Source organism: Streptomyces sp. NPDC047917 (assembly GCF_043204345.1).
Classification (GTDB): domain Bacteria; phylum Actinomycetota; class Actinomycetes; order Streptomycetales; family Streptomycetaceae; genus Streptomyces; species Streptomyces sanglieri.
Window position 1 is genome coordinate 1 of record NZ_JBIDCA010000015.1, and the last position, 23211, is coordinate 23211.

General features: G+C 71.8%; 24 protein-coding genes. 17 read left to right on the plus strand and 7 right to left on the minus strand.

Annotated elements, in window-relative coordinates:
• Together ACGF8B_RS32605 and ACGF8B_RS32610 are read left to right on the plus strand one after the other, a co-directional pair.
• Positions 1-108: biotin/lipoyl-containing protein (locus tag ACGF8B_RS32605; protein ID WP_392745929.1), on the plus strand; the 108-nt coding region annotated here is incomplete at its 5' end.
• Between the two features lie 144 nt (positions 109-252).
• Positions 253-852 carry a TetR/AcrR family transcriptional regulator gene (locus ACGF8B_RS32610; RefSeq protein WP_392745693.1) on the plus strand — a complete coding sequence of 200 codons (600 nt, stop codon included), beginning with the start codon at positions 253-255 and terminating at the stop codon, positions 850-852.
• A gap of 169 nt (positions 853-1021) precedes the next feature.
• Here the strand turns inward: ACGF8B_RS32610 and ACGF8B_RS32615 are convergent, their stop codons facing one another.
• Positions 1022-1957 (minus strand): DeoR/GlpR family DNA-binding transcription regulator, encoded by a 936-nt coding sequence (locus tag ACGF8B_RS32615; RefSeq protein ID WP_392745931.1) that lies wholly within the window; start codon positions 1955-1957, stop codon positions 1022-1024.
• Between the two features lie 223 nt (positions 1958-2180).
• A complete protein-coding gene (locus tag ACGF8B_RS32620; RefSeq protein ID WP_392745695.1) occupies positions 2181-3620 on the minus strand; it encodes an NAD(P)H-quinone dehydrogenase in 1440 nt (479 codons plus the stop codon).
• A 249-nt stretch (positions 3621-3869) separates the two neighbouring features.
• Here ACGF8B_RS32620 and ACGF8B_RS32625 point away from each other — a divergent pair, with 249 nt between their 5' ends.
• From ACGF8B_RS32625 to ACGF8B_RS32635, 3 genes are all read left to right on the plus strand, one after another.
• Positions 3870-4307: a gamma-glutamylcyclotransferase gene (locus tag ACGF8B_RS32625; protein ID WP_072486709.1), complete on the plus strand. Its 438-nt coding sequence runs from the start codon at positions 3870-3872 to the stop codon at positions 4305-4307.
• A gap of 102 nt (positions 4308-4409) precedes the next feature.
• Positions 4410-5234, plus strand: a complete 825-nt coding sequence (locus ACGF8B_RS32630; RefSeq protein ID WP_342286210.1) for a purine-nucleoside phosphorylase — start codon at positions 4410-4412, stop codon at positions 5232-5234.
• A gap of 72 nt (positions 5235-5306) precedes the next feature.
• The gene (locus ACGF8B_RS32635; protein WP_392745697.1) at positions 5307-6947 is read left to right on the plus strand and encodes a phospho-sugar mutase; all 1641 of its coding nucleotides are present in this window, start codon (positions 5307-5309) and stop codon (positions 6945-6947) included.
• 535 nt (positions 6948-7482) lie between these two features.
• Here the strand turns inward: ACGF8B_RS32635 and ACGF8B_RS32640 are convergent.
• Positions 7483-8133 carry a PH domain-containing protein gene (locus tag ACGF8B_RS32640; protein ID WP_392745699.1) on the minus strand — a complete coding sequence of 217 codons (651 nt, stop codon included), beginning with the start codon at positions 8131-8133 and terminating at the stop codon, positions 7483-7485.
• A 124-nt stretch (positions 8134-8257) separates the two neighbouring features.
• Here ACGF8B_RS32640 and deoC point away from each other — a divergent pair, with 124 nt between their 5' ends.
• From deoC to ACGF8B_RS32655, 3 genes are read left to right on the plus strand one after another with little or no spacing between them, the layout of a single operon-like run.
• A complete protein-coding gene (deoC, locus tag ACGF8B_RS32645; protein ID WP_392745932.1) occupies positions 8258-9220 on the plus strand; it encodes a deoxyribose-phosphate aldolase in 963 nt (320 codons plus the stop codon).
• Between the two features lie 5 nt (positions 9221-9225).
• Complete coding sequence (locus tag ACGF8B_RS32650) at positions 9226-10665, plus strand: aldehyde dehydrogenase family protein (protein ID WP_392745700.1); 1440 nt, start codon at positions 9226-9228, stop codon at positions 10663-10665.
• Positions 10655-11560, plus strand: coding sequence for an aldehyde dehydrogenase family protein (locus ACGF8B_RS32655; RefSeq protein ID WP_392745702.1), 906 nt, complete (start codon positions 10655-10657; stop codon positions 11558-11560). The genes ACGF8B_RS32650 and ACGF8B_RS32655 overlap by 11 nt, the downstream gene beginning before the upstream one ends.
• 68 nt (positions 11561-11628) lie before the next feature.
• Here ACGF8B_RS32655 and ACGF8B_RS32660 read toward each other — a convergent pair whose 3' ends face one another.
• Positions 11629-12048 carry a hypothetical protein gene (locus ACGF8B_RS32660; protein ID WP_392745703.1) on the minus strand — a complete coding sequence of 140 codons (420 nt, stop codon included), beginning with the start codon at positions 12046-12048 and terminating at the stop codon, positions 11629-11631.
• Positions 12049-12111: 63 nt separating this feature from the next.
• On the opposite strand from ACGF8B_RS32660, the gene ACGF8B_RS32665 reads away from it, so the two are divergent.
• A complete protein-coding gene (locus ACGF8B_RS32665; RefSeq protein WP_392745705.1) occupies positions 12112-12819 on the plus strand; it encodes a uridine kinase in 708 nt (235 codons plus the stop codon).
• 132 nt (positions 12820-12951) lie between these two features.
• On the opposite strand, the gene ACGF8B_RS32670 is transcribed toward ACGF8B_RS32665, so the two are convergent.
• Positions 12952-13752 (minus strand): SigE family RNA polymerase sigma factor, encoded by an 801-nt coding sequence (locus ACGF8B_RS32670; protein WP_392745706.1) that lies wholly within the window; start codon positions 13750-13752, stop codon positions 12952-12954.
• Positions 13753-13944: 192 nt separating this feature from the next.
• On the opposite strand from ACGF8B_RS32670, the gene afsQ1 reads away from it, so the two are divergent.
• The 5 genes from afsQ1 to ACGF8B_RS32695 all read left to right on the plus strand — a co-directional run bounded on the left by afsQ1 (position 13945) and on the right by ACGF8B_RS32695 (position 17766).
• Positions 13945-14622, plus strand: coding sequence for a two-component system response regulator AfsQ1 (gene afsQ1, locus ACGF8B_RS32675; RefSeq protein ID WP_388583446.1), 678 nt, complete (start codon positions 13945-13947; stop codon positions 14620-14622).
• Positions 14619-16157: a HAMP domain-containing sensor histidine kinase gene (locus tag ACGF8B_RS32680; RefSeq protein ID WP_342286498.1), complete on the plus strand. Its 1539-nt coding sequence runs from the start codon at positions 14619-14621 to the stop codon at positions 16155-16157. The genes afsQ1 and ACGF8B_RS32680 overlap by 4 nt, the downstream gene beginning before the upstream one ends.
• A complete protein-coding gene (locus ACGF8B_RS32685) occupies positions 16157-16774 on the plus strand; it encodes a GerMN domain-containing protein (RefSeq protein WP_392745708.1) in 618 nt (205 codons plus the stop codon). The genes ACGF8B_RS32680 and ACGF8B_RS32685 overlap by 1 nt, the downstream gene beginning before the upstream one ends.
• A 139-nt stretch (positions 16775-16913) precedes the next feature.
• The gene (locus tag ACGF8B_RS32690; protein WP_392745710.1) at positions 16914-17462 is read left to right on the plus strand and encodes a VanZ family protein; all 549 of its coding nucleotides are present in this window, start codon (positions 16914-16916) and stop codon (positions 17460-17462) included.
• A gap of 94 nt (positions 17463-17556) precedes the next feature.
• The gene (locus tag ACGF8B_RS32695) at positions 17557-17766 is read left to right on the plus strand and encodes a PspC domain-containing protein (protein ID WP_392745711.1); all 210 of its coding nucleotides are present in this window, start codon (positions 17557-17559) and stop codon (positions 17764-17766) included.
• A 71-nt stretch (positions 17767-17837) separates the two neighbouring features.
• Here ACGF8B_RS32695 and ACGF8B_RS32700 read toward each other — a convergent pair whose 3' ends face one another.
• Both ACGF8B_RS32700 and ACGF8B_RS32705 read right to left on the minus strand, forming a co-directional pair.
• A complete protein-coding gene (locus ACGF8B_RS32700; RefSeq protein WP_259928207.1) occupies positions 17838-18155 on the minus strand; it encodes a hypothetical protein in 318 nt (105 codons plus the stop codon).
• 134 nt (positions 18156-18289) lie between these two features.
• Positions 18290-19441, minus strand: a complete 1152-nt coding sequence (locus ACGF8B_RS32705) for an adenosine deaminase (RefSeq protein WP_392745713.1) — start codon at positions 19439-19441, stop codon at positions 18290-18292.
• Positions 19442-19544: 103 nt separating this feature from the next.
• On the opposite strand from ACGF8B_RS32705, the gene ACGF8B_RS32710 reads away from it, so the two are divergent.
• The 3 genes from ACGF8B_RS32710 (at position 19545) to ACGF8B_RS32720 (ending at position 23169) form a co-directional block, all read left to right on the plus strand.
• A complete protein-coding gene (locus ACGF8B_RS32710; RefSeq protein WP_392745715.1) occupies positions 19545-20351 on the plus strand; it encodes an alpha/beta hydrolase in 807 nt (268 codons plus the stop codon).
• Positions 20352-21301: 950 nt separating this feature from the next.
• Positions 21302-21940 (plus strand): HAD family hydrolase, encoded by a 639-nt coding sequence (locus tag ACGF8B_RS32715; RefSeq protein ID WP_392745716.1) that lies wholly within the window; start codon positions 21302-21304, stop codon positions 21938-21940.
• 44 nt (positions 21941-21984) lie between these two features.
• Entirely contained in the window at positions 21985-23169 is a 1185-nt protein-coding gene (locus tag ACGF8B_RS32720) for a helix-turn-helix domain-containing protein (RefSeq protein WP_392745717.1), read from the plus strand.
• Positions 23170-23211 lie beyond the last annotated feature (42 nt).

A 23211-nucleotide genomic window follows, 5' to 3' on the forward strand; every position in this document is an offset into this window, starting at 1 on the left:
ATGGAACAACCCCTCAACGCGCACCGCTCCGGCACCGTCAAGGGCCTCGCCGCCGAGGTCGGCAGCTCGGTCTCCTCCGGCGCCGTCATCTGCGAGATCAAGGACTGATCGACGCGGTATCCGGGCCTCGGGGGCCCCGCGGAGCCTCACGGCTTCCCGCGGGGCCCCTTCGCCGTACGCGGCGGTCCCGGCGCACCCGGGTGGCGTGCGATGGCATCCTGGACCCCGAGGCGGAAGAAGGGAGGCTGCGCGATGGCGACCAGTACGGCACAGACGCCGCCCCGGCCCATGCGTGCCGACGCGCGCCGGAATTACGACCGGTTGCTGGGCGAGGCCCGGACCGCCTTCGCGGAGCACGGCACCGATGCGTCCCTGGAGGACATCGCGCGGTGCGCGGGCGTGGGGATCGGCACGCTGTACCGGCACTTCCCGAACCGGCACGCGCTGATGAACGCGGTCTTCCAGGAGGCCCTGACGTCTCTGATCACCCGTTCCCGGGAGCTCGCACAGGCGCGGCAGCCGTGTGCGGGGCTGGTGGAGTGGCTGGGTGCGATCATCGCCCACGCGGGTGAGTACCGGGGGCTGGCCCAGGCACTCATGTCGACGTCACGGGACGAGACTTCGGCCCTCTCGCAGTGCAATGTGCCGTTGCGCGAGGCGGGGGCGGTGCTGCTGGTGCGGGCGCAGGAGAGCGGGGCGGTGCGGCCGGACGTGTCGATCGGCGACCTGCTGCAGCTGACGAACGCGATCGCGCTGGCAGCCGAACAGTCGCCGGACGACCCGGAGTTGGCGGGGCGGCTGCTGATGCTGACCTTGCAGGGACTCAAGGGGGCGCGTGCGGAGGAGGGTTGAGCGGGGAGCGGGACGGTGCGCGTTCGCCTGCCGCGCGGGGCTGTTCCCCCGCCCGCCCCTCACCGCAACCGGGGCTCCGCCCCTCACCGCAGCCGGGACTCCGCCCGGACCCCGCGCCCGAAACACCGGCAGGCCGGAATTCCGTCCCGCCGACGTGAGGACCCGCTTCCTACCGGCGCCGCAGGTCCGCCACCCGCGCCCGGTCCCCCTGCTCCGCCACCACCGCCGCGCTCCGCAGCTGCTGCGGGCCCGGTCCCCCGGGCCCGCTCCCGGGCGTACGGCGCTGGCCGGGCAGCGGCATGTCACGGCGGCCCTGCTGCCGGCCGTGCGGCAGGCTCTCGGTCGTCGTGGTGCCGCTTCCCGAGCCGGCCACCGCGATCTGTACCCCCTGGTCCGCGAGGGCCTGCAGTTCGGTGGCGGCGCGGTCGTCGTGGCCTGGAGGCTCGTCCGTCACCAGTCGGGTGATGAGGTCGGTCGGTACCGTCTGGAACATGGTGTCGGAGCCGAGCTTGGTGTGGTCGGCCAGGACCACCACCTCGGCGGCCGCCTGCACCAGCGCCCGGTCCACGCTCGCGGAGAGCATGTTGGACGTGGACAGGCCGCGCTCCGCGGTGAGCCCGCTCCCGGAGAGGAACGCGCGAGAGACCCGCAGCCCCTGAAGGGACTGCTCGGCGCCGCTGCCCACCAGGGCGTAGTTGGAACCGCGCAGGGTGCCGCCGGTCATCACCACCTCCACCCGGTTGGCATGGGCCAACGCCTGGGCGACCAGCAGGGAGTTGGTGACGACGGTCAGGCCGGGGACCCGCGCGAGCCGGCGGGCCAGCTCCTGCGTGGTCGTACCGGCACCGACGACGATGGCCTCGCCCTCCTCCACGAGACCGGCGGCCAGGTCGGCGATGGCCGTCTTCTCCGCGGTGGCGAGATGGGATTTCTGCGGAATGCCGGAGTCCCGTGTGAAACCGCCCGGCAGTACCGCACCGCCGTGCCGGCGGTCGAGGAGTCCTTCTGCCTCCAGTGCCCGCACGTCCCGCCGTACGGTCACTTCGGAGGTCTGGACGACGCGGGCGAGCTCACGGAGCGATACCGCCCCGTTGGCACGCACCATTTCGAGGATCAACTGACGACGTTCTGCAGCGAACACGAAACTGACAGTAACGTGACCGCCCGAGTGTTTTCAGCGGTTTGCGCCGAATAACGGAAGTTGTACATACAAGGGGCCGCCAAGTGGTATAGGCGGCCCCGTTGTTGTTCCGTACTGATCGAGTGGCCGTCGCCGGACCGCCCGAGTTGCCGGGAGTTGCCGGGGATTTGCCGGGTTCCCGGGGCGGTTACGCCTCGCCCGCGCGCTTACGGGTGTGCAACTGCCGGGCCACTTCGGCGATCGAACCCGACAGGGACGGATACACCGTGAAGGCGTTTGCGATCTGTTCCACCGTCAAATTGTTGTCGACCGCGATCGAGATGGGGTGAATGAGTTCGCTCGCGCGCGGCGCGACGACACAGCCGCCGACCACGATGCCGGTGCCGGGACGGCAGAAAATCTTGACGAAGCCGTCGCGGATGCCCTGCATCTTGGCGCGCGGGTTGCGCAGCAGCGGCAGCTTGACCACCCGGGCGTCGATCTTGCCCGCGTCGACGTCGGCCTGGGTGTAGCCGACGGTGGCGATCTCGGGGTCGGTGAAGACGTTCGACGAGACCGTCTTCAGGTCCAGCGGGGCCACCGCGTCGCCGAGGAAGTGGTACATCGCGATCCGGCCCTGCATGGCGGCGACCGAGGCGAGGGCGAAGATCCCGGTGACGTCACCGGCCGCGTACACGCCGGGCGCGCTGGTGCGCGAGACCTTGTCGGTCCAGATGTGGCCGGACTCCTTGAGCCGGACGCCGGCCTCCTCCAGGCCCATGCCCGCGCTGTTCGGGATCGCGCCGACCGCCATGAGGCAGTGCGAACCGGAGATGACCCGGCCGTCGGCGAGGGTGACCTCGACCCGGTCGCCGACGCGCTTGGCGGCCGCGGCGCGGGAGCGGGCCATGACGTTCATGCCCCGGCGCCGGAAGACGTCCTCCAGCACGGCGGCCGCGTCCGGGTCCTCGCCCGGCAGCACCCGGTCACGGGACGAGACGAGGGTGACCCGCGAGCCGAGCGCCTGGTAGGCGCCCGCGAACTCGGCGCCCGTCACGCCGGAGCCGACCACGATGAGCTCCTCGGGGAGCTCGTCGAGGTCGTAGACCTGGGTCCAGTTCAGGATCCGCTCGCCGTCGGGCAGCGCGTCCGGGATCTCCCGGGGGTGGCCACCGGTGGCGATCAGCACGGCGTCGGCGACGAGCGTCTCCTCGGTGCCGTCGGCTGCGGTCACGACGACCTTGCGGGAGCCGTCGGCGGCCTGGAGGCCGTCCAGCCGGCCGCGGCCGCGCATCACGCGGGCGCCGGCCCGGGTGACGGAGGCGGTGATGTCGTGGGACTGGGCGAGCGCCAGGCGCTTCACCCGTCGGTTGACCTTGCCGAGGTCGACGCCGACGACGCGGGCGGCCTGCTCCACGTGCGGGGTGTCGTCCGCGACGATGATGCCCAGCTCCTGGTACGAGGAGTCGAAGGTGGTCATCACCTCCGCCGTCGCGATCAGGGTCTTCGAGGGCACACAGTCGGTGAGCACGGACGCGCCGCCGAGGCCGTCGCAGTCGACGACGGTCACCTCCGCACCGAGCTGGGCGCCCACCAACGCCGCCTCGTAGCCGCCGGGTCCGCCGCCGATGATCACGATCCGGGTCACGAAAAGTCCGCCTCGCGTATGTCATCCCGCGGCCGTCTGCTGCCCCGGCCGGGGGTCCGGGGGAACGCCCCGGGGGAATGCAGTACGTACTTCATTGTCCCGCACGCGCCAAGGTGCTTCGCCCCGGGGCCCTCCATACGTGCGCCGGGGCGTGCGCGCCGGGGCCCGGGAGCGGGAAGCGGAACCTCGCGAGTGGTCTTCCGCACCGGAATCGACGTTCCCCCCGTCACCTCCCGTACCCTCGAACCCATGTCGCTCTACGCCGCGTACGCCGGCAACCTCGACGCGCGGCTGATGACGCGCCGCGCACCGCATTCCCCGCTGCGCGGCACCGGCTGGCTCAACGGCTGGCGGCTGACCTTCGGCGGGGAGCAGATGGGCTGGGAAGGCGCGCTGGCCACGGTGGTGGAGGCGCCCCGTTCCCAGGTCTTCGTGGCGCTGTACGACCTGGCGCCGATGGACGAGGACTCGATGGACCGGTGGGAGGGTGTCGGCCTCGACATCTACCGGCGGATGCGGGTGCGGGTGCACACCCTGGACGGCGAGGAGCCGGCCTGGATGTACGTGCTGAACGGCTACGAGGGCGGGCTGCCGTCCGCCCGCTACCTGGGCGAGATCGCCGACGCCGCGGAGTCCGCGGGTGCGCCGCACGACTATGTGATGGAACTTCGCAAGCGTCCCTGCTGACCGGCCCGACCAGCGCTTTTGTGTGAAAGTACGAGCAATCGCGTACAGACTCTGCGCATAGGCATCTACGCGCGTAGGGAATCACCGGCTACCCTCATCCGCGTGAACGCATCAGTTATTCCGGACAACATCCAGGGCGACCCGTACACGGCCGCCGCCGACGCCGCCGCCCGCCTGCGCGAGCTGACCGGTGCCGAGACCCACGACGTCGCGCTCGTGATGGGTTCCGGCTGGGCGCCCGCGGGCGATGCGCTCGGCGCTCCGGAGGCCGAGTTCCCGGTGACCGAGCTGCCCGGCTTCCCGGCGCCCGCGGTACAGGGGCACGGCGGGACGATCCGCTCGTACCGGATCGGTGAGAAGCGGGTCCTGGTCTTCCTGGGCCGCACCCACTTCTACGAGGGCCGGGGCGTCGCCGCCGTCGCGCACGGGGTCCGTACCGCCGTCGCGGCCGGCTGCCGGACCGTCGTCCTGACCAACGGCTGCGGCGGTCTGCGCGAGGGCATGCGCCCCGGTCAGCCGGTGCTGATCAGCGACCACATCAACCTGACGGCGGCGTCCCCGATCATCGGCGCCAACTTCGTCGACCTGACCGACCTGTACTCGCCGCGGCTGCGCGCGCTGTGCAAGGAGGTCGACGAGACCCTCGAAGAGGGCGTGTACGTGCAGTTCCCCGGCCCGCACTACGAGACGCCGGCCGAGATCAACATGGTCCGCGTGATGGGCGGCGACCTGGTCGGCATGTCCACCGTGCTGGAGGCCATCGCCGCCCGCGAGGCGGGCGCCGAGGTGCTGGGCATCTCGCTGGTCACCAACCTCGCGGCCGGGCTGAGCGGGGAGCCGCTCAACCACGAAGAGGTGCTCCAGGCGGGCCGGGACTCCGCCACGCGCATGGGCGCGCTGCTGGCCCGGGTCCTCGAACGCATCTGACCGGTCGCGGCCGTTCCCCGGGGCCGCACCCCACCCACGAAGACACCCCGGACAGCCGGAAAGGCGGACACCGTGCAGCAGGACCTCATCGCGCAGGCCAGGGCATGGCTCGCGGAGGACCCCGATCCCGAGACCCGCGACGAGCTCGCCGGGCTCATCGAGGCCGCGGATCTCGACGAGCTCGCCGCACGGTTCGCCGGCACGCTGCAGTTCGGCACCGCCGGGCTCCGCGGTGAGCTGGGCGCCGGGCCGATGCGGATGAACCGCTCCGTCGTCATCCGCGCCGCGGCCGGCCTCGCCGCCTACCTCAAGGCCCAGGGGCAGGGCGGCGGGCTCGTCGTCATCGGGTACGACGCCCGGTACAGGTCCGCCGACTTCGCCCGCGACACCGCGGCCGTGATGACCGGAGCGGGCCTGCGGGCGGCGGTGCTCCCCCGCCCGCTCCCCACCCCCGTGCTGGCGTACGCCATAAGGCACCTGGGCGCCGTCGCGGGCGTCGAGGTGACCGCCAGCCACAACCCGCCGCGCGACAACGGCTACAAGGTCTACCTCGGCGACGGCTCGCAGATCGTGCCCCCGGCGGACGGCGAGATCGCCGACGCGATCGCCGGCGTCGGCCCGCTCGACGGCGTGGCCCGCCCCGACGACGGCTGGGAGACCCTCGGCGAAGAGGTCCTCGCGGCCTATCTGGCCCGTACGGACACCGTGCTCGCCGCCGGGTCGCCGCGTACCGCCCGGGTCGTGTACACGGCGATGCACGGGGTCGGTACGTCGGTGCTGACCGCCGCGTTCGACCGGGCCGGGTTCCCCGCGCCGGTGCTCGTCGCGGAGCAGGCCGAGCCGGACCCGGCGTTCCCCACCGTCGCGTTCCCCAATCCGGAGGAGCCCGGCGCGATGGACCTCGCCTTCGCGACCGCGCGCCGCACGGACCCCGACATCGTCATCGCCAACGACCCGGACGCCGACCGCTGTGCCGTCGCCGTCCCGGACCCGGCCGCCGAGGGCGGCTGGCGGATGCTGCGCGGCGACGAGGTCGGGGCGCTGCTCGCCGCCCATCTGGTGGACCGGGGCGTGAGCGGGATCTTCGCCGAGTCGATCGTGTCGTCCTCGCTGCTCGGCCGGATCGCCGCGAAGGCGGGGCTCGGTCACGAGGAGACCCTGACCGGCTTCAAGTGGATCGCCCGGGTGGACGGGCTGCGGTACGGGTACGAGGAGGCGCTCGGCTACTGCGTCGACCCCGACGGCGTACGCGACAAGGACGGCATCACGGCCGCGCTGCTCGTCGCCGAGCTGGCCTCGGTGCTCAAGGAGCGGGGGCGTACGCTGCTCGATCTCCTCGACGACCTCGCGCTCGCGCACGGGCTGCACGCCACCGATCAGCTGTCGGTGCGGGTGAAGGACCTGTCGGTCATCTCCGACGCCATGGCGCGGCTGCGCGAGCGGCCTCCGGCCGTGCTCGCGGGCCTCGACGTGACCTCGGCCGAGGACCTGGCGCGGGGAACGGACCTGCTGCCGCCCACCGACGGGCTCCGCTACCACCTGCGGGGCGCCCGGGTGATCGTCCGCCCGAGCGGCACCGAGCCGAAGCTCAAGTGCTACCTGGAGGTCGTGGTGCCGGTCGCCTCGGCCGACGGGCTGCCGGCGGCCCGCGCCGAGGGCGCCCGGCTGCTCGACGGGATCAAGCGCGATCTGGCGGCCGCCGCCGGGATCTGACCCCGGTCCGGCGGCCGAGGGGGCCGGCCACGGCGGCATCCGCCCGAGCAGCATGGCCTGTTGTCCGGACGGCTCGCGCCGCCGGCCGCAAGGGCGGACGGCGCGTCGGGCCGCACCGGCCCCCGGACTCGAACAACGACGCCACGCCCCGGCGGGTCGGCGCGGCCGCCCGCGTCCGGGACTCCTGCGGGCGATGGGTCGGTCCTGGCCGGTTGCCCGCGCGCGGCCGGCCCGCGTCCGGGACTCCTTCGGCCGACGGGTCGGTCCTGGCCGGCCCACCCACGCGCGGCCGCCCGCGTCCAGGACTCCTGCGGGCGGCCCGAGGACCACGGCCGCGGCGGCCACGAACAGCCACGGACGGCTACGGACGGCTACGGGCGCCGGACCTTCGGCGGGACGTCCACGACGGGCGTCGGGACGTCCACGACGAGCGCGGCGCGACCGCCGCCGGGGGCCGCGCCGGCGTCGAGCAGGCCCCGGACACGGGTGAAGCCCGCACCGGCGAACGCGGTGAGGGCTTCACCCGTGTACGGCCTCAGCCGGTCGCGAGCAGCACCACCAGCAGCAGCGCGCCCACCACCGTCGGCGCGATCACCTCGAACGCCCAGCGCACCGACACCGACGACTCCGCGGACTCCCCGGCGGCCGCGCCGCCCGTCTTCGCCCGCTCCGCCAGTTCGCGCAGGTCCGCCATGGTCTGGTCGGCCGTCGCCATCCGGGCCTTGGTGTCACGGACGTCGGCGTGCACGGACGTGCGGTCGTACGGGTCGTCCAGCGACCGCCGGGACTGCTGCCGGGCCGCCTTCTTCCGCTGCCGCAGCGACACCGGCACCGCCCAGAGCTGGTACTTGTCGCCGCCCTCGGTGAACAGCTCGCACGAATACCCGGCCCGCAGGTCCGAGACCTCGGTCCATGGCAGGCTGATCGTCCGGAACGGGTTGCGGATCCTGATGCGGTGGTCGTTGGCGAGCACGACCGGCCGCAGCGTGAACGCGACGACCATCGGCACCGCCGTGAGCATCCCGGCGAGCGCCAGCCAGGGCACCCGGCCCTCGCCCCGGAACGCTGCGTCCCCGCCGATCCAGCAGATGAGCAGGAGCAGCAGGACGCCCCCGACCATCCCGGCGGGCGAGCGGAAGGTCCGGTCGGCGTAGACCGGCTCGGCGGGTGGTGTGGGGCTCGTCATGGGCCCGATTCTGCCTGACGCCCCGGCGGGGTGCCGGGGCGGCCGCCCCGGTACCGCCTCCCGCGCGGAGAGGTGGTCCCCCTGTACAGGTCGCTACGCGCGTAGATATGCTCCCCTGGTGACCATGCCCACCACTGCTCCCGCATTCTCCGACGCGACCGCGTCCGACAGTGCGCTGCGCCGCTTCCTGTACGGGCTGCCCGGCGTCGACGCCGTCGGCCTCGAAGCGCGCGCCGCGTCCCTCGGAACCCGTTCGATCAAGACGACGGCCAAGGCGTACGCCATCGACCTGGCCATCTCGATGATCGACCTGACGACGCTGGAAGGCGCGGACACCCCGGGCAAGGTCCGGGCCCTCGCCGCCAAGGCCGTCAATCCCGACCCGACCGACCGCACGACCCCGCGCACCGCGGCGGTCTGCGTCTACCCCGACATGGCGGCGACCGCCGTCGCCGCGCTGGCCGGCTCCGGCGTGAAGGTGGCCTCCGTGGCGACGGCCTTCCCGGCCGGCCGCGCCGCGCTCGACGTGAAGCTCGCGGACGTCCGCGACGCCGTGGCCGCCGGGGCCGACGAGATCGACATGGTGATCGACCGGGGCGCCTTCCTCTCCGGCCGCTACCTGAAGGTGTACGAGGAGATCCTCGCCGTGAAGGCCGAGTGCGCGCGGGCCGACGGTCCCGACGCCCGGCTGAAGGTGATCTTCGAGACCGGCGAGCTGTCCACGTACGACAACATCCGCCGCGCCTCCTGGCTCGGCATGCTGGCGGGCGCCGACTTCATCAAGACCTCGACCGGCAAGGTCGGGACGAACGCCACGCCCGCCAACACGCTGCTGATGCTGGAGGCCGTACGCGACTTCCGCGCGCAGACCGGCGTACAGATCGGCGTGAAGCCGGCCGGCGGCATCCGCACCTCCAAGGACGCGATCAAGTTCCTGGTGCTGGTGAACGAGACGGCGGGCGAGGACTGGCTGGACAACCACTGGTTCCGGTTCGGCGCCTCCAGCCTGCTGAACGACCTGCTGATGCAGCGCCAGAAGCTCAGCACCGGCCGTTACTCCGGCCCCGATTACGTGACGGTGGACTGATCCCCATGGCATCTGCATTCGAGTACGCCCCCGCCCCCGAGTCGCGCGCGGTCGTCGACATCGCGCCCTCGTACGGGCTGTTCATCGACGGCGAGTTCACCGAGGCGGCCGACGGCAAGGTCTTCAAGACGGTCTCGCCGAGCACCGAGGAGGTGCTCTCCGAGGTCGCGCAGGCCGGTGCGGCCGACGTCGACCGGGCCGTGAAGGCGGCCCGCAAGGCGTTCGAGAAGTGGTCGGCGCTGCCCGGCTCCGAGCGCGCCAAGTACCTCTTCCGGATCGCCCGGATCATCCAGGAGCGCAGCCGCGAGCTCGCCGTCCTGGAGACCCTGGACAACGGCAAGCCGATCAGGGAGACGAGGGACGCCGATCTCCCCCTCGTCGCCGCGCACTTCTTCTACTACGCGGGCTGGGCCGACAAGCTGGACCACGCGGGCTACGGCCCGAACCCGGCCCCCCTCGGCGTCGCGGGCCAGGTCATCCCCTGGAACTTCCCGCTCCTGATGCTGGCCTGGAAGATCGCCCCGGCGCTCGCCACCGGCAACACGGTGGTCCTCAAGCCCGCCGAGACGACGCCGCTCTCCGCGCTGTTCTTCGCGGACATCTGCCGCCAGGCGGGCCTGCCCAGGGGTGTCGTGAACATCCTTCCCGGGTACGGGGACGCGGGCGCCGCCCTCGTCGAGCACGAGGACGTGAACAAGGTCGCGTTCACCGGCTCGACCGCGGTCGGCAAGGCCATCGCCCGCCAGGTCGCCGGCACCGGCAAGAAGGTCACCCTCGAACTGGGCGGCAAGGGCGCCAACATCGTCTTCGACGACGCCCCGATCGACCAGGCCGTCGAGGGCATCGTCACCGGCATCTTCTTCAACCAGGGCCAGGTCTGCTGCGCGGGCTCGCGCCTCCTGGTCCAGGAGTCGGTCCAGGACGAGCTGCTGGACGCGCTGAAGCGCCGGCTGACCACGCTCCGGCTGGGCGACCCGCTGGACAAGAACACCGACATCGGCGCGATCAACTCCGCGGAGCAGCTCGCCCGGATCACCGCGCTCACCGAGACGGGCGAGGCGGAGGGCGCCGAGCGCTGGAGCGCCCCCTGCGAACTCCCCTCCGCCGGATACTGGTTCGCGCCGACGCTGTTCACCAACGTCACCCAGGCACACACCATCGCCCGCGACGAGATCTTCGGCCCGGTGCTGTCGGTGCTGTCCTTCCGCACGCCCGACGAGGCGGTCGCCAAGGCCAACAACAGCCAGTACGGCCTCTCGGCCGGCATCTGGACGGAGAAGGGCTCCCGCATCCTCGCGGTGGCGAACAAGCTCCGGGCGGGCGTCGTCTGGGCCAACACGTTCAACAAGTTCGACCCGACCTCGCCCTTCGGCGGCTACAAGGAGTCGGGCTTCGGCCGCGAAGGCGGCCGTCACGGCCTGGAGGCGTACCTCGATGTCCGATAACCGTCTGAGCGTCTTCAAGACCTACAAGCTGTACGTCGGGGGCAAGTTCCCCCGCTCCGAGAGCGGCCGGGTGTACGAGGTGACGGACTCGAAGGGCAAGTGGCTGGCGAACGCCCCCCAGTCCTCCCGCAAGGACGCGCGCGACGCGGTCGTGGCCGCCCGCAAGGCGTTCGGCGGCTGGTCGGGCGCCACGGCGTACAACCGCGGCCAGGTCCTCTACCGCGTCGCGGAGATGCTGGAGGGCCGCAAGGACCAGTTCGTACGGGAGGTGGCGGACGCGGAGGGCCTGTCGAAGTCCAAGGCGGCGGCCGTCGTGGACGCGGCGATCGACCGCTGGGTCTGGTACGCGGGCTGGACCGACAAGATCGGCCAGGTCGTGGGCGGGGCGAACCCGGTCGCGGGCCCGTTCTTCAACCTGTCCACCCCCGAACCGACCGGTGTCGTCACGGTCCTGGCCCCGCAGGAGTCGTCGTTCCTGGGCCTGGTCTCGGTGATCGCCCCGGTGATCGCGACCGGCAACACGGCCGTCGTCGTCGCCTCGGCGGGCTCCCCGCTCCCGGCCCTGTCCCTGGGCGAGGTGCTGGCCACCTCCGACCTGCCGGGCGGCGTGGTGAACATCCTGTCCGGCAGGACGGCGGAGATCGCGACGCCGCTCGCCTCCCACCAGGACGTCAACGCCATCGACCTCACGGGCGCCGACGCCGCACTGGCGAAGGAACTGGAGATCGCGGCGGCCGACAACCTGAAGCGCGTCCTGCGTCCACAGCCTGTGGACGCGGACGGCGCCGCTGACTGGACGGCCGATCCGGGCACCCGCCGCCTGACGGCCTTCCTGGAGACCAAGACGGTCTGGCACCCGACGGGCGCCCTCGGCGTCTCGGGCTCCTCGTACTGACCCGCTCCCCGCACACGGGAACGGCCTGTCCCTCCGGCACCCCGGAGGGACAGGCCGTTCCCGGCTGCTCAGCCGCCGTGCAGCGTCTGCGCCAGCGGCCCGACCACCGGCAGGTCCTTCAGTGCGCCACCGCTGGTCAGCGGGTCGGTGACGGCGGCCGTGGAGAGCGGCTTGAAGTCGGCGATCTGCGTGCCCACCGCGTTGTTCAGCGGGTCCGTGCCCGTGCCGGCCAGCGGGTCGAGCCGCAGATGCGTCACCGGGGCGATGCCGCCCCTGAGCGAGTGACCCAGCGACCCGGTCACCGCACCGCCGGCGGCGTCACCGGCCTCACCGAGTGCGGTGTCGGCACCTACGACCGGCACGTGGGGCAGCGGCGCGGCCTGGGCCGCCGCACCCCCCGCACCGAGCGCGGCACCCACCGCGGTGACGGTCAGACCTGCTCGCAGCAGTGCGCGGCGCCGGGACTTGGAAAGTGCATGACGTGCCATGGAATTCCCACCTGATCGAGACGATCGAGTAATCATCTGAGTGCGTAGAGTAGTTGAGGTGTGATGCTCGATACCAACAGGGGCACCGGGGGATCCCCTGTGCGGGTCAATGCCTCACACTCGTGTCCTGTGAATTCCCAACCGATCCCGACCCGCGTCGTACTGCTCGCGGGCCCTTCCGGCTCCGGCAAGTCCTCCCTGGCCGCCCGCACCGACCTGCCGGTGCTGCGCCTGGACGACTTCTACAAGGAGGGCGACGACCCCACGCTGCCGCTCGTTCCCGGCAGTACGGACATCGACTGGGACTCCGCACAGTCCTGGGACGCCGACGCCGCGGTCACCGCGATCATGGAGCTGTGCCGCACCGGGCGCACCCACGTCCCGGTCTACGACATCTCCACCAGTTCCCGGGTCGACCGGGAGGCCCTGCACATCGAGCGCACACCGCTGTTCGTGGCCGAGGGGATCTTCGCGGCGGACATAGTCGAGCGCTGCCAGGAACTCGGCGTCCTGGCCGACGCGCTCTGCCTGCGCGGCCGCCCGACCACGACGTTCCGCCGCCGCCTGCTCCGGGACCTGCGCGAGGGCCGCAAGTCGGTGCCGTTCCTGCTGCGGCGCGGCTGGCGGCTGATGCGCGCGGAACGCCGGATCGTGGCCCGCCAGACGGCCCTGGGCGCCCACCCCTGCGGCAAGGAGGAGGCCCTGGGCCGCCTGGCCGCCGCGGCGGCGGGACGCTGCCGGCGGGCTGCCGCCGCACGCGGTTCGGCGTAGCGGCCCTCCCCGTACGCACGCGAACGGGGCCGGACAGGACCCCCCGGCCCGTCCGACCCCGCAGCACTTCCCCCGTACTCCGCCGCCTCCCCCGAAGCAGCGGCCCCGTTCTCCCCCGTGTTCCCCCTCGCCTCAGGCCACCAGCTCGCCGAAGGACTCCTCCTCGTCACGGCCGAAGCTGAGGACCTCGTCCTCGCGCAGCCGGCGGAGCGACCGCCAGATGCTGGACTTCACCGTGCCGACACTGATGTCGAGGATCGCCGCGATCTCCGGGTCGGTGCGGCCCTCGTAGTAACGCAGGACCAGCATCGTGCGCTGGAGTTCCGGCAGCCGCGCCAGCGCCTGCCAGAGCACGGCGCGCAGCTCCGTGCCGCGCATCGCGTCCGTGTCGCCCGCCGTCTCCGGCAGCTCCTCGGTCGGGTACTCGTTGAGCTTGCGCCTGCGCCAGGCGCTGATGTGCAGGTTCGTCATGGTGCGGCGCAGATAGCCGCCGACCGCCGCCTTGTCGCTGATCCGGTCCCATGCCCGGTACGTCGAGAAGAGGGCGCTCTGCAGCAGGTCCTCGGCCTCGAACCGGTCGCCGGTCAGGTGGTAGGCGGTTGCGTACAGGGAGGCGCGGCGCTCCCGGACGTAGGCCGTGAACGCCGCTTCGGCGTCCTCGGTCTTCGCCGGGGCCTTCCGCTCCCCTGTGACCTCCCCGTACGCGCTGCCCCCGTTGTTTCCCCCGTTGCCCCCCACAGGCACGTCAACGACCGTCATGTACGACGGGTGCTGACGACCGGCGCCACGAACGCACCCCCGACCTCCCCCGAGGTCTCGGCTGCGCTCGGCCAGGGAAGTACTCCCTCCGACGCCGGACTTCTCGGTACTCCGGCCGACGTCGTGGAGACGCGTGACAACTGCGCTTGCGGTGGTGCTGTGAGTTGCGTTCATCTCGCGCCCCCCATCGGTGGAGTCCGTCCGTTCCTTGTGCCAATGAGCTTGCCGGGGCAGTTTCATGACGCTGTCCGCCGACTGTCACAGGCCTGTCACAGGGCCTGCCGGGCGTGCTCCTGAGGCGCGCGGGATGTATGAGTCGACCCCAACTGTCGAACTGGGGCACCACCATGGGTCAGAATGACCAGCGTGCCTTTCCTGTTGCTGATCGAGGACGACGACGCCATCCGCACGGCCCTCGAACTCTCGCTGTCACGCCAGGGCCACCGTGTGGCCACCGCGGCGACGGGAGAGGACGGCCTGAAACTGCTGCGTGAGCAGCGGCCGGACCTGGTCGTGCTGGATGTGATGCTGCCCGGGATCGACGGCTTCGAGGTGTGCCGGCGCATCCGGCGCACCGACCAGCTGCCGATCATTCTGCTGACCGCGCGAAGCGACGACATCGACGTCGTGGTCGGGCTTGAGTCCGGCGCCGACGACTACGTGGTGAAACCCGTGCAGGGCCGGGTGCTCGACGCCCGTATCCGCGCGGTGCTGCGCCGGGGCGAGCGCGAGTCCACCGACTCCGCCTCGTTCGGGAGCGTGGTGATCGACCGTTCCGCCATGACCGTCACCAAGAACGGGGAGGATCTGCAGCTCACGCCGACCGAGCTGCGCCTCCTGCTGGAGCTGAGCCGCCGGCCGGGCCAGGCCCTGTCGCGCCAGCAGCTGCTCCGGCTGGTCTGGGAGCACGACTACCTCGGTGACTCCCGGCTGGTGGACGCGTGTGTGCAGCGGCTGCGGGCCAAGGTGGAGGACGTGCCGTCGTCGCCGACGCTGATCCGTACCGTCCGGGGTGTGGGCTACCGACTGGACTCGCCTCAGTGAGCGATGCCGTCAAACGGAGCCTGCTCGCCGGACTCCGCTGGACCAGTCTGCGGCTGCGGCTCGTCGTGGTGTTCGCGCTGGTGGCGCTGACCGCGGCGGTGTCCGCGTCGGGGATCGCGTACTGGCTGAACCGCGAGGCCGTGCTGACCCGTACCCAGGACTCCGCGCTCGGGGACTTCCGCCAGGAGATGCAGAGCCGGGCGGCCTCGCTGCCGCTCCACCCCACCAGGGACGATCTGCAGAACGCCGCGGTGCAGATGGCGAGCAGTTCGCCGGGCTACAGCGTGCTGCTGGTCGACGAGCGCGACACCGGCAAGCCGATCGTCGGCAACTCGGACCTGGACACCTTCACCCTCGACAACGTGCCGCTGTCGCTGCAGAAGGCGGTCAACAAGAGGCAGCCGGTGGAGGCGGGCAACAAGTACGAGTACCACCTGTTCTGGCAGCGGACCAGCATCCGCGGCACGCCGTACCTGGTGGGCGGTACGAAGATCATCGGCGGCGGCCCGACCGGCTACATGCTGAAGTCGCTCGACCAGGAACGGCAGGACCTCAACTCCCTGGCCTGGTCCCTGGGCATCGCCACCGGGCTCGCGCTGATCGGTTCGGCGCTGCTCGCGCAGGCCGCCGCGACGACCGTGCTGCGGCCCGTGCAGCGGCTCGGCGACGCCGCCCGCAAGCTGGGCGAGGGCAAGCTCGACACCCGGCTCGTGGTGTCCGGCACGGACGAACTGGCCGATCTCTCCCGTACGTTCAACCGGACGGCGAGTTCGCTGGAGAAGCGGGTCGCGGACATGAGCGCGCGGGACGAGGCGAGCCGGCGGTTCGTCGCCGACATGTCGCACGAACTGCGCACCCCGCTCACCGCGCTGACCGCCGTCACCGAGGTACTGGAGGACGAGGCGGACAGCCTCGACCCGATGATCGCGCCCGCGGTGCGTCTGGTGGTGAGCGAGACCCGGCGCCTCAACGACCTGGTGGAGAACCTGATGGAGGTCACCCGCTTCGACGCGGGGACGGCCCGGCTCGTCCTCGACACCGTGGACGTCGCCGACCAGGTCACCGCCTGCATCGACGTCCGCGCCTGGCTGGACGCGGTGGATCTGGACGCCGAGCGCGGCATGATGGTCCGCCTGGACCCGCGCCGGCTCGATGTGATCCTGGCGAATCTGATCGGCAACGCGCTCAAGCACGGCGGTTCGCCGGTACGGGTCACGGTGCGGACCGAGGGCGACCAGCTGGTCATCGAGGTCCGGGACCACGGCCCCGGTATCCCCGAGGACGTGCTGCCCCATGTCTTCGACCGGTTCTACAAGGCCAGCGCCTCACGCCCGCGTTCCGAGGGCAGCGGTCTCGGTCTTTCGATCGCCATGGAGAACGCGCACATCCACGGCGGTGACATCACGGCCGCGAACTCGCCGGACGGCGACGGCGCGGTGTTCGTGCTGCGGCTGCCGCGCGACGCCGAGCAGCTCACCCGTTCCGGCGGTGGGCACGATGCCGGGGACCGGGACGAGGAGGGCGACGCGACGTGATGGGCAGCGACAACCGCCGGGCGCGCCGTACGGCCGTGGCACTGGCCGGGGCCGTGGTCACGGCCGTGCTGGCCGCGGGCTGCGGGATCAGGTCCACCACGGTGCCGGTGGACGCCGGTGCCGCCCCGTCCCAGGTGCCGTGCACGATGTCGGCGGAGAACGTCACGACACAGGCCGCCCGGGGCATCCCCGTACAGATCTATCTGGTCTGCTCCTCGCAGCTGGTCACGGTGGACCGCACGGTGCAGATCGACGAGAACGGCACCGACCGGGTCCGGGTCGCGCAGGCGCTCCTGAACGAGCTGCTGCTGAAGCCGCCCGCCGCGGAGCGGCAGGCCGGGTACTCCACGACCGTGCCGAAGACCCTGCGGGTCGGCGGGGCCCGCAGCGGCGACCGGGCGGGCACGCTGCGGCTCAGCGAGCAGCCGGAGGACCTGCGGTCCGAGGCGCTGGCGCAGATCGTCTGCACGTACGCGGAGAGCGACTCGCTCGCCCCGGAGGGCACGGTGGTACTGGGCGGGCCCGGGAACTACCCGCCGCACGGGTACCTGTGCACCTCGGAGATGAAGGCGCGACCCAAGGCGGTACCGACGCCGGCGGTCGGTGCGGGGATCTGAACTGCCCGGTGAGCGGCTCGGCGGCGGACAGTGCGGAGGCTGGTGACACCGAACGCCCCGGTGAGCGGCCGGCGGCGCCGGAGAAGTCGGATTTCGGGGCGGCGGAACCGATCCTGCCGTTCGTCGCGTCTTGGGTGGCGTGCGTCAAGGTTCGGACGGTACAGCCGTCATCCGCTTCCGCGCGGCCGGGGTCTCTCTGCTCCTCGCGCATCTGCTGCTTGTCGGGTGGCTGACCCTGCGCCCGCTCGATGTGCCGTGGATGGGCGCCTCGAATCTCCGTCCCTTCGCCGGTATAAGAGCGGATCTGTCCCTCGGCCCGGTCGAGGCGGCCCGCCGGATCGGTGAGGGGCTGCTGCTGCTCGCCCCGCTGGGCGTGCTGCTGCCGATGGCCGGGGGCCGGCTCTCCGTCTCCCCGTGGGCCTCGCTGGCCCGGACCGTCGCGGCGGGTGCGCTGATCTCGACGAGCATCGAACTGGCCCAGACCGGCGTGCCCGGTCAGGTCGTCGATGTCGATTCGCTGCTGCTCAACACGACCGGTGTGGCCATCGCCCATCTGCTCGTGGTGCCGATGTGCCGGGCGCGGCTGCGCCGCCGGAAGCAGGAGCGGGTCGGGGTCGCCCCCCACCCGAGGGACGAGGCGGTCCAGGGTTCGACCCCGACGATTCCCAGGGTCGGGATCGCACCGTAGAGCGACGCTTTGCCCCCCTTCGCCGGGCCACCATGGAGACATCGGGAGCACGACGGAGCTGCTCCCTCAGCAACGGTTCGCGAAGGAGCCCACCATGGCCGCACTTGCCCGCCCCCGTGACGGACGCATGATCGGCGGAGTGTGCGCAGCGCTGGCACGGCGCTTCGGCACCTCCGCGGGGACCATGCGCGTCATCTTCCTGGTCTCCTGCCTGCTGCCGGGGCCGCAGTGCCTGCTCTACCTGGCGCTGTGGCTGCTGTTCCCGTCCGAGAACGAGAAGACGTCGTCGGCCACCGCCTGGTGACCCCGGTACGCACACGCCTGTGGGGCGGACACCCGGTCCGGGTGTCCGCCCCACAGGCGTGTGTACGGGAATCAGCCGCCGAGCGGGAGACCGTTGGTCGACAGGCCGCTGGTCTTCAGGCCGCCCGCGGGCATGCCGCCGAGCAGGCCCTTGACCGGGGTGGTGGCCTGGCCGACGAGCTTCTGCTGGTCGGTGCCGAGCAGCTTGGTGGCCGTCTCCTGTACCGGCAGGCTCTGGGTCGCCGTTCCCAGTGCCGCGCTCGCGACCGGCAGAGCGGTGGTCGCGGCGTCGGTCGGCAGCACCGCGGCGGAGGCGGTGCCCGCGGCGGCGGCGGCGAAGGCGGCACCGAGAGCGGCGACGCCGAGAGTCCTGACAGCAGACTGCTTCATGTGAAATTCATCCTTGGGGAGAGGGACGTGGGGGCTCCGAAAAGTAGCCAGCCCGACCCCCTTCCCGCAAACACGCCGACACACAGAAAACGGCCGGGAATTCGGCGTCCCGGCCGTTTTCCGCGAAGCCGGGATCAGCCCACGGAAGTGGAAGAAACGCTGGTCGCAGCGGTCTGCTCGAAGAGCCACTCCGACTTCAGCTCGGCGTACCCGGGCTTGATCACATCGTTGATCATCGCCAGACGCTCATCAAAAGGAATGAATGCCGACTTCATCGCATTGACGGTGAACCACTGCATGTCGTCGAGCGTGTATCCGAATGTCTCGGTCAGCTTCTCGAATTCGCGGCTCATGCTCGTACCGCTCATCAGCCGGTTGTCCGTGTTCACGGTGGCCCGGAAATGCAGCTTCCGCAGCAGCCCGATGGGGTGCTCGGCGTACGAGGCGGCGGCGCCGGTCTGGAGGTTGGAGGTCGGGCACAGCTCCAGCGGGATGCGCTTGTCCCGTACGTAGGAGGCGAGGCGGCCGAGCTTCACGCCGTCGTCGGTGACCTCGATGTCGTCGATGATGCGGACCCCGTGCCCGAGCCGGTCGGCACCGCACCACTGGAGCGCCTGCCAGATCGACGGCAGGCCGAAGGCCTCGCCCGCGTGGATGGTGAAGTGGTTGTTCTCGCGCTTGAGGTACTCGAAGGCGTCGAGGTGCCGGGTGGGCGGGAAGCCCGCCTCCGCGCCCGCGATGTCGAAGCCGGCCACGCCCTGGTCACGGTAGCGGTTGGCGAGTTCGGCGATCTCCAGGGAGCGGGCCGCGTGCCGCATCGCGGTGAGGAGGGCGCCCACGCGGATGCGGTTCCCGTCCCGGCGGGCCCGCGACTCGCCCTCGCGGAAGCCCTCGTTGACCGCCTCGACGACCTCTTCGAGGGTCAGTCCGGCTTCCAGGTGCTGCTCGGGGGCGTACCGCACCTCGGCGTAGACGACACCGTCCGCGGCCAGGTCCTCGGCGCATTCGGCGGCCACCCGGACCAGCGCCTCGCGGGTCTGCATGACGGCGCAGGTGTGGGCGAACGTCTCCAGGTAGCGCTCCAGCGAACCGGAGTCGGCCGCCTCGCGGAACCAGATGCCGAGCTTGTCGGGCTCGGTCTCGGGAAGTCCCTCGTATCCGCTCTCGCGGGCGAGGTCGACGATCGTTCCCGGGCGCAGGCCGCCGTCGAGATGGTCGTGGAGAAGCACCTTGGGGGCACGCCGGATCTGATCCTGGCCGGGCACATGAAGGGTCGGGCTCATCATTTGCGCACTCTAGCGCCTACGCGCGTAGATTGTCGCTTGCCGATGCGTAACAGTGACCGCGAATACGGGTGGAGTACACCTGTCCTTCTGACACTGTTCTGTCATGGCACAGCGCGCACTCCCCCTGCCCGCCGCAAGGCTGGGACGGGCCGTCAGGACGGCCGGAGCTCCAACCGCGGTCAGCGGCGTCGTACTGCTGCTCCCGGACGGCGAGCCCGACTCGCACCGTCGCCCGTCCCCCCTCTCGTACGCATTCCAGCTGCCACTGGCCCGCGCCCTGGCCCGCGCCGGCCAGGAGGACGGGCTCGCCGCGCATGTGGTGCGCTACCGCTGCCGGGGCTGGAACGCCACCGACGCCCACCCGGCGGCAGACGCCGAATGGGCGGTGGAGGAGGTCGTACGGCGATACGGCGACGTCCCCGTCTGCCTGGCCGGTCACGGCATGGGCGGCCGCGCCGCACTCCGGGCCGGCGGCCACGCCGCGGTCGACTCCGTACTGGCGATGGCCCCCTGGCTGCCCGAGACCGGGGCTTCCGGGGCGTCCGGCGCGGATGGGCCCGACGGAGCGGATGGGGCCGACGGACCGGAGCCGGTGAAGCACCTGCTAGGCCGTCAGGTGCTGCTCGTCCACGGCACCAACGACGCCCGCGCCGACCCGGAGCTGTCCTTCCGGCTGGCCGAGCGGGCCAAGAAGACCAACCGCGACACCTGCCGCTTCGAGGTCCACTCGGACGGCCACGCACTGCGCCAGCACCGGGCCGAGGTGACGGCCCTGGCCGCGGACTTCGTGTGCGGTTCGCTGTTCGGCCGGGCGTACGCCCGCCCGGTCGCCGACGCACTGGCGGCCCCGCCGCCGCTGGGGCTGCGGATGCCGCTGGCGGCGGGGTTCGGGAAGTCGCTGCGGGGGTGACCGGGCGGTTGAGGGCGGCGGGCCGCTTGGGGGCGGGGCAGCGGGGAGCTATGAAAGTTTTGCCGGGTATGCCGGATTCAATGAAAGTGAAGAAAAACAGCACCTTCTCCCGATAAAGTCGCAGGTCACGAACTGTGGTCCCCGCGCGTGCGGGGGTGGTCCACACGGCCGAACCGACTACCCCCGCCTCTCCGCGTGGTCCCCGCGCGTGCGGGGGTGGTCCCAGGCCGCCGGCCATCAGCCACAGGTCGACCATGTGGTCCCCGCGCGTGCGGGGGTGGTCCCTTCGGTGCGGGAGCCGCAGTAACAGCGGCCGGGTGGTCCCCGCGCGTGCGGGGGTGGCCCCCGGCAGCGAAGTAGCAGAACCCCGGCCGTCGCGTGGTCCCCGCGCGTGCGGGGGTGGTCCCCCCGGGGCGGGACCATCTTGCCGAGGCCAGGGGTGGTCCCCGCGCGTGCGGGGATGGTCCCTCGGCAACGCTCTTGAAGATCTCGGGCCGCTCGTGGTCCCCGCGCGTGCGGGGATGGTCCCGCACTGCCTGAACTCGCCGCGACCCTGATTCGGTGGTCCCCGCGCGTGCGGGGGTGGTCCCGACGAGGCCGTCGAACAGCCGGTGGAAGGTGTGTGGTCCCCGCGCGTGCGGGGGTGGTCCCACCGCGTGGCCGTGTGCCCAGCGCCGGCGTCGGTGGTCCCCGCGCGTGCGGGGATGGACCCGCGGTCGTTCTCTACTCCGCCCGACGCGGGAAGTGGTCCCCGCGCGTGCGGGGATGGTCCCCATGTTGAGACAGGCTGTGTCTGTGGCGTCATGTGGTCCCCGCGCGTGCGGGCAGTCCCTGCCGGGGCCGCAGCAGTGCGTGGGGTGTCCCTGCCCGGCTTCGGCCGGGTGGTGCGGGCCGGTTTCCGGTTGCCCGGCAGCGTCCACGCCTCCAACTGCCGCCCGTAGGCTCGCCGGGTGAAGACAATCGTGTTCGACATCGGTGAGACCCTCGTTCGGGACGACCGCTACTGGGAGTCCTGGGCGAACTGGCTGGGCGTCCCCGGACACACCTTGTCCGCGCTCGTCGGCGCCGTCACCGCCCAGGGCCTCGACAACGCGGAAGCCCTGCGACTCCTGAAGCCGGGCATCGACATCGCGGCGGAGTACGCCGCCCGCGAGGCCGCCGGGCTCGGCGAGCGCCTTGATGAGTCCGACCTGTACGCAGACGTGCGGGCCGCGCTCACCGCGCTGCGGGAGCGGGGAGTCCGAGTTGTCATTGCAGGCAACCAGACGACGCGCGCCGGAGAGCTGCTCCGGGGCATGGATCTGCCGGCCGACTTCATCGCGACATCCGGGGAATGGGGCTGCGCGAAACCTTCCGATGAGTTCTTCGCGCGCGTTCTCGACGCCTCCCGTGCCCCGGCACGGGACACTGTCTACGTCGGTGACCATCCGATGAACGACACATTCCCGGCAGCGCGGGCCGGGCTTCGTACGGCACACCTTCGCCGCGGCCCCTGGGGGCACCTGTGGGCGGACGATCCCCAGGTGCAGGAGACCGCGGACTGGGTGATCGGGTCCCTCATGGACCTGATCCCCGTGGTCGACGAGTGACCGGTTCCGTACCCGTTCCGTCACCGTGCGGGTACATTCGGGGAATGTCCGCCGACTCCCCGCGCGAGGTCGGTGCGCGCATCTCCGCATGCCGACGTGCGCGGCGCCTCACCCAGACCCGGCTCGCTTCCGCATCGCACGTCTCCTACGCCATGATCCGCGCCGTCGAGCGCGGCGCGCGGCAACCGAGCGACGAGGTGCTCGAAGCGATCGCCGCCGTGCTCGTGATCGACGCCTCGCAACTGCGCACGGGGCACGTCGGAACCGAGCGCCGGGTCCACAGGGCTCTCCCGGAGCTCTCCGCAGTGATCACCGGGTACGAGATTCCGCAAGGCCCCCCGAGGCGGACAGCGAGCGAACTCACAGAAGCGGTCGGCACAGTGGTGGACTGGCGGCTCGGCGCCCAGTACGGGCGGATCGCGGAGGCGGTGCCGGGTCTCCTCCGCGACGCCATCCGCCATGCCCACACCGCATGCGGCGCCGAACAGCAGGCCGCCACCCGGATACTGGCCGCCGCAGCCCGTGCCGCCGACGCGATCGCCTTCAAGTACGGGGCGCACGACCTCTCCGCACGGCTGATCGATCTGATGCGGTGGGCAGCGGACCGTACCGGGGATCCCCTCGTCCAGGCCGCCACGGCGTACGTACGAACGGAAGTCTTCCTCGCGGCCCGAGCGCATGCCGTCGGACTCGCGGAGCTGGAGCAAGCGATCGATGCTGCTCCCCCACCGTTGTCCCGCCCGACGGCAGCGGCCCGCGGCGCACTCCATATGCGTGCCGCCGTCGTCGCCGGACGATGTGAGGACTCGGACACCGCGGACATCCACTTGAAGCACGCTCGGCGGCTCGGCGATCAAGTCGCGCGCGAGGTTGTCTGCCTGGGCACCGCGTTCGGCCCGGATTCGGTCCGCGTCCACGAACTGTCCGTCGCCGTCAGCCTCGGCCGGGATCACGTCGACCGTGCCCTGCGCGTCGCGACGGAATGGAAGCCGGCCGCCTCTCTGCCCGCAGAACGACGCAGCGGTTTCTACATCGAACTGGCCCGAGCACAGGAATGGGCCGGCCTGCGGGCCGACGCGTTCGAAAGCCTCAAGGCGGCCCGCGCGGCGGCTCCTCAGCACACCCGCGAGCATCCGTGGGCCCGCGAGGTCATGCATGGTCTGCGACGCTTCCGCCGCGCCGACGCCGAGAGCCTGTCGCACTTCGCGCACTGGGTCGGTGCAGTCTGACCGGCTGCTACAAGCAGTAGCGGTTGCGCCTCTTCGCGAGGC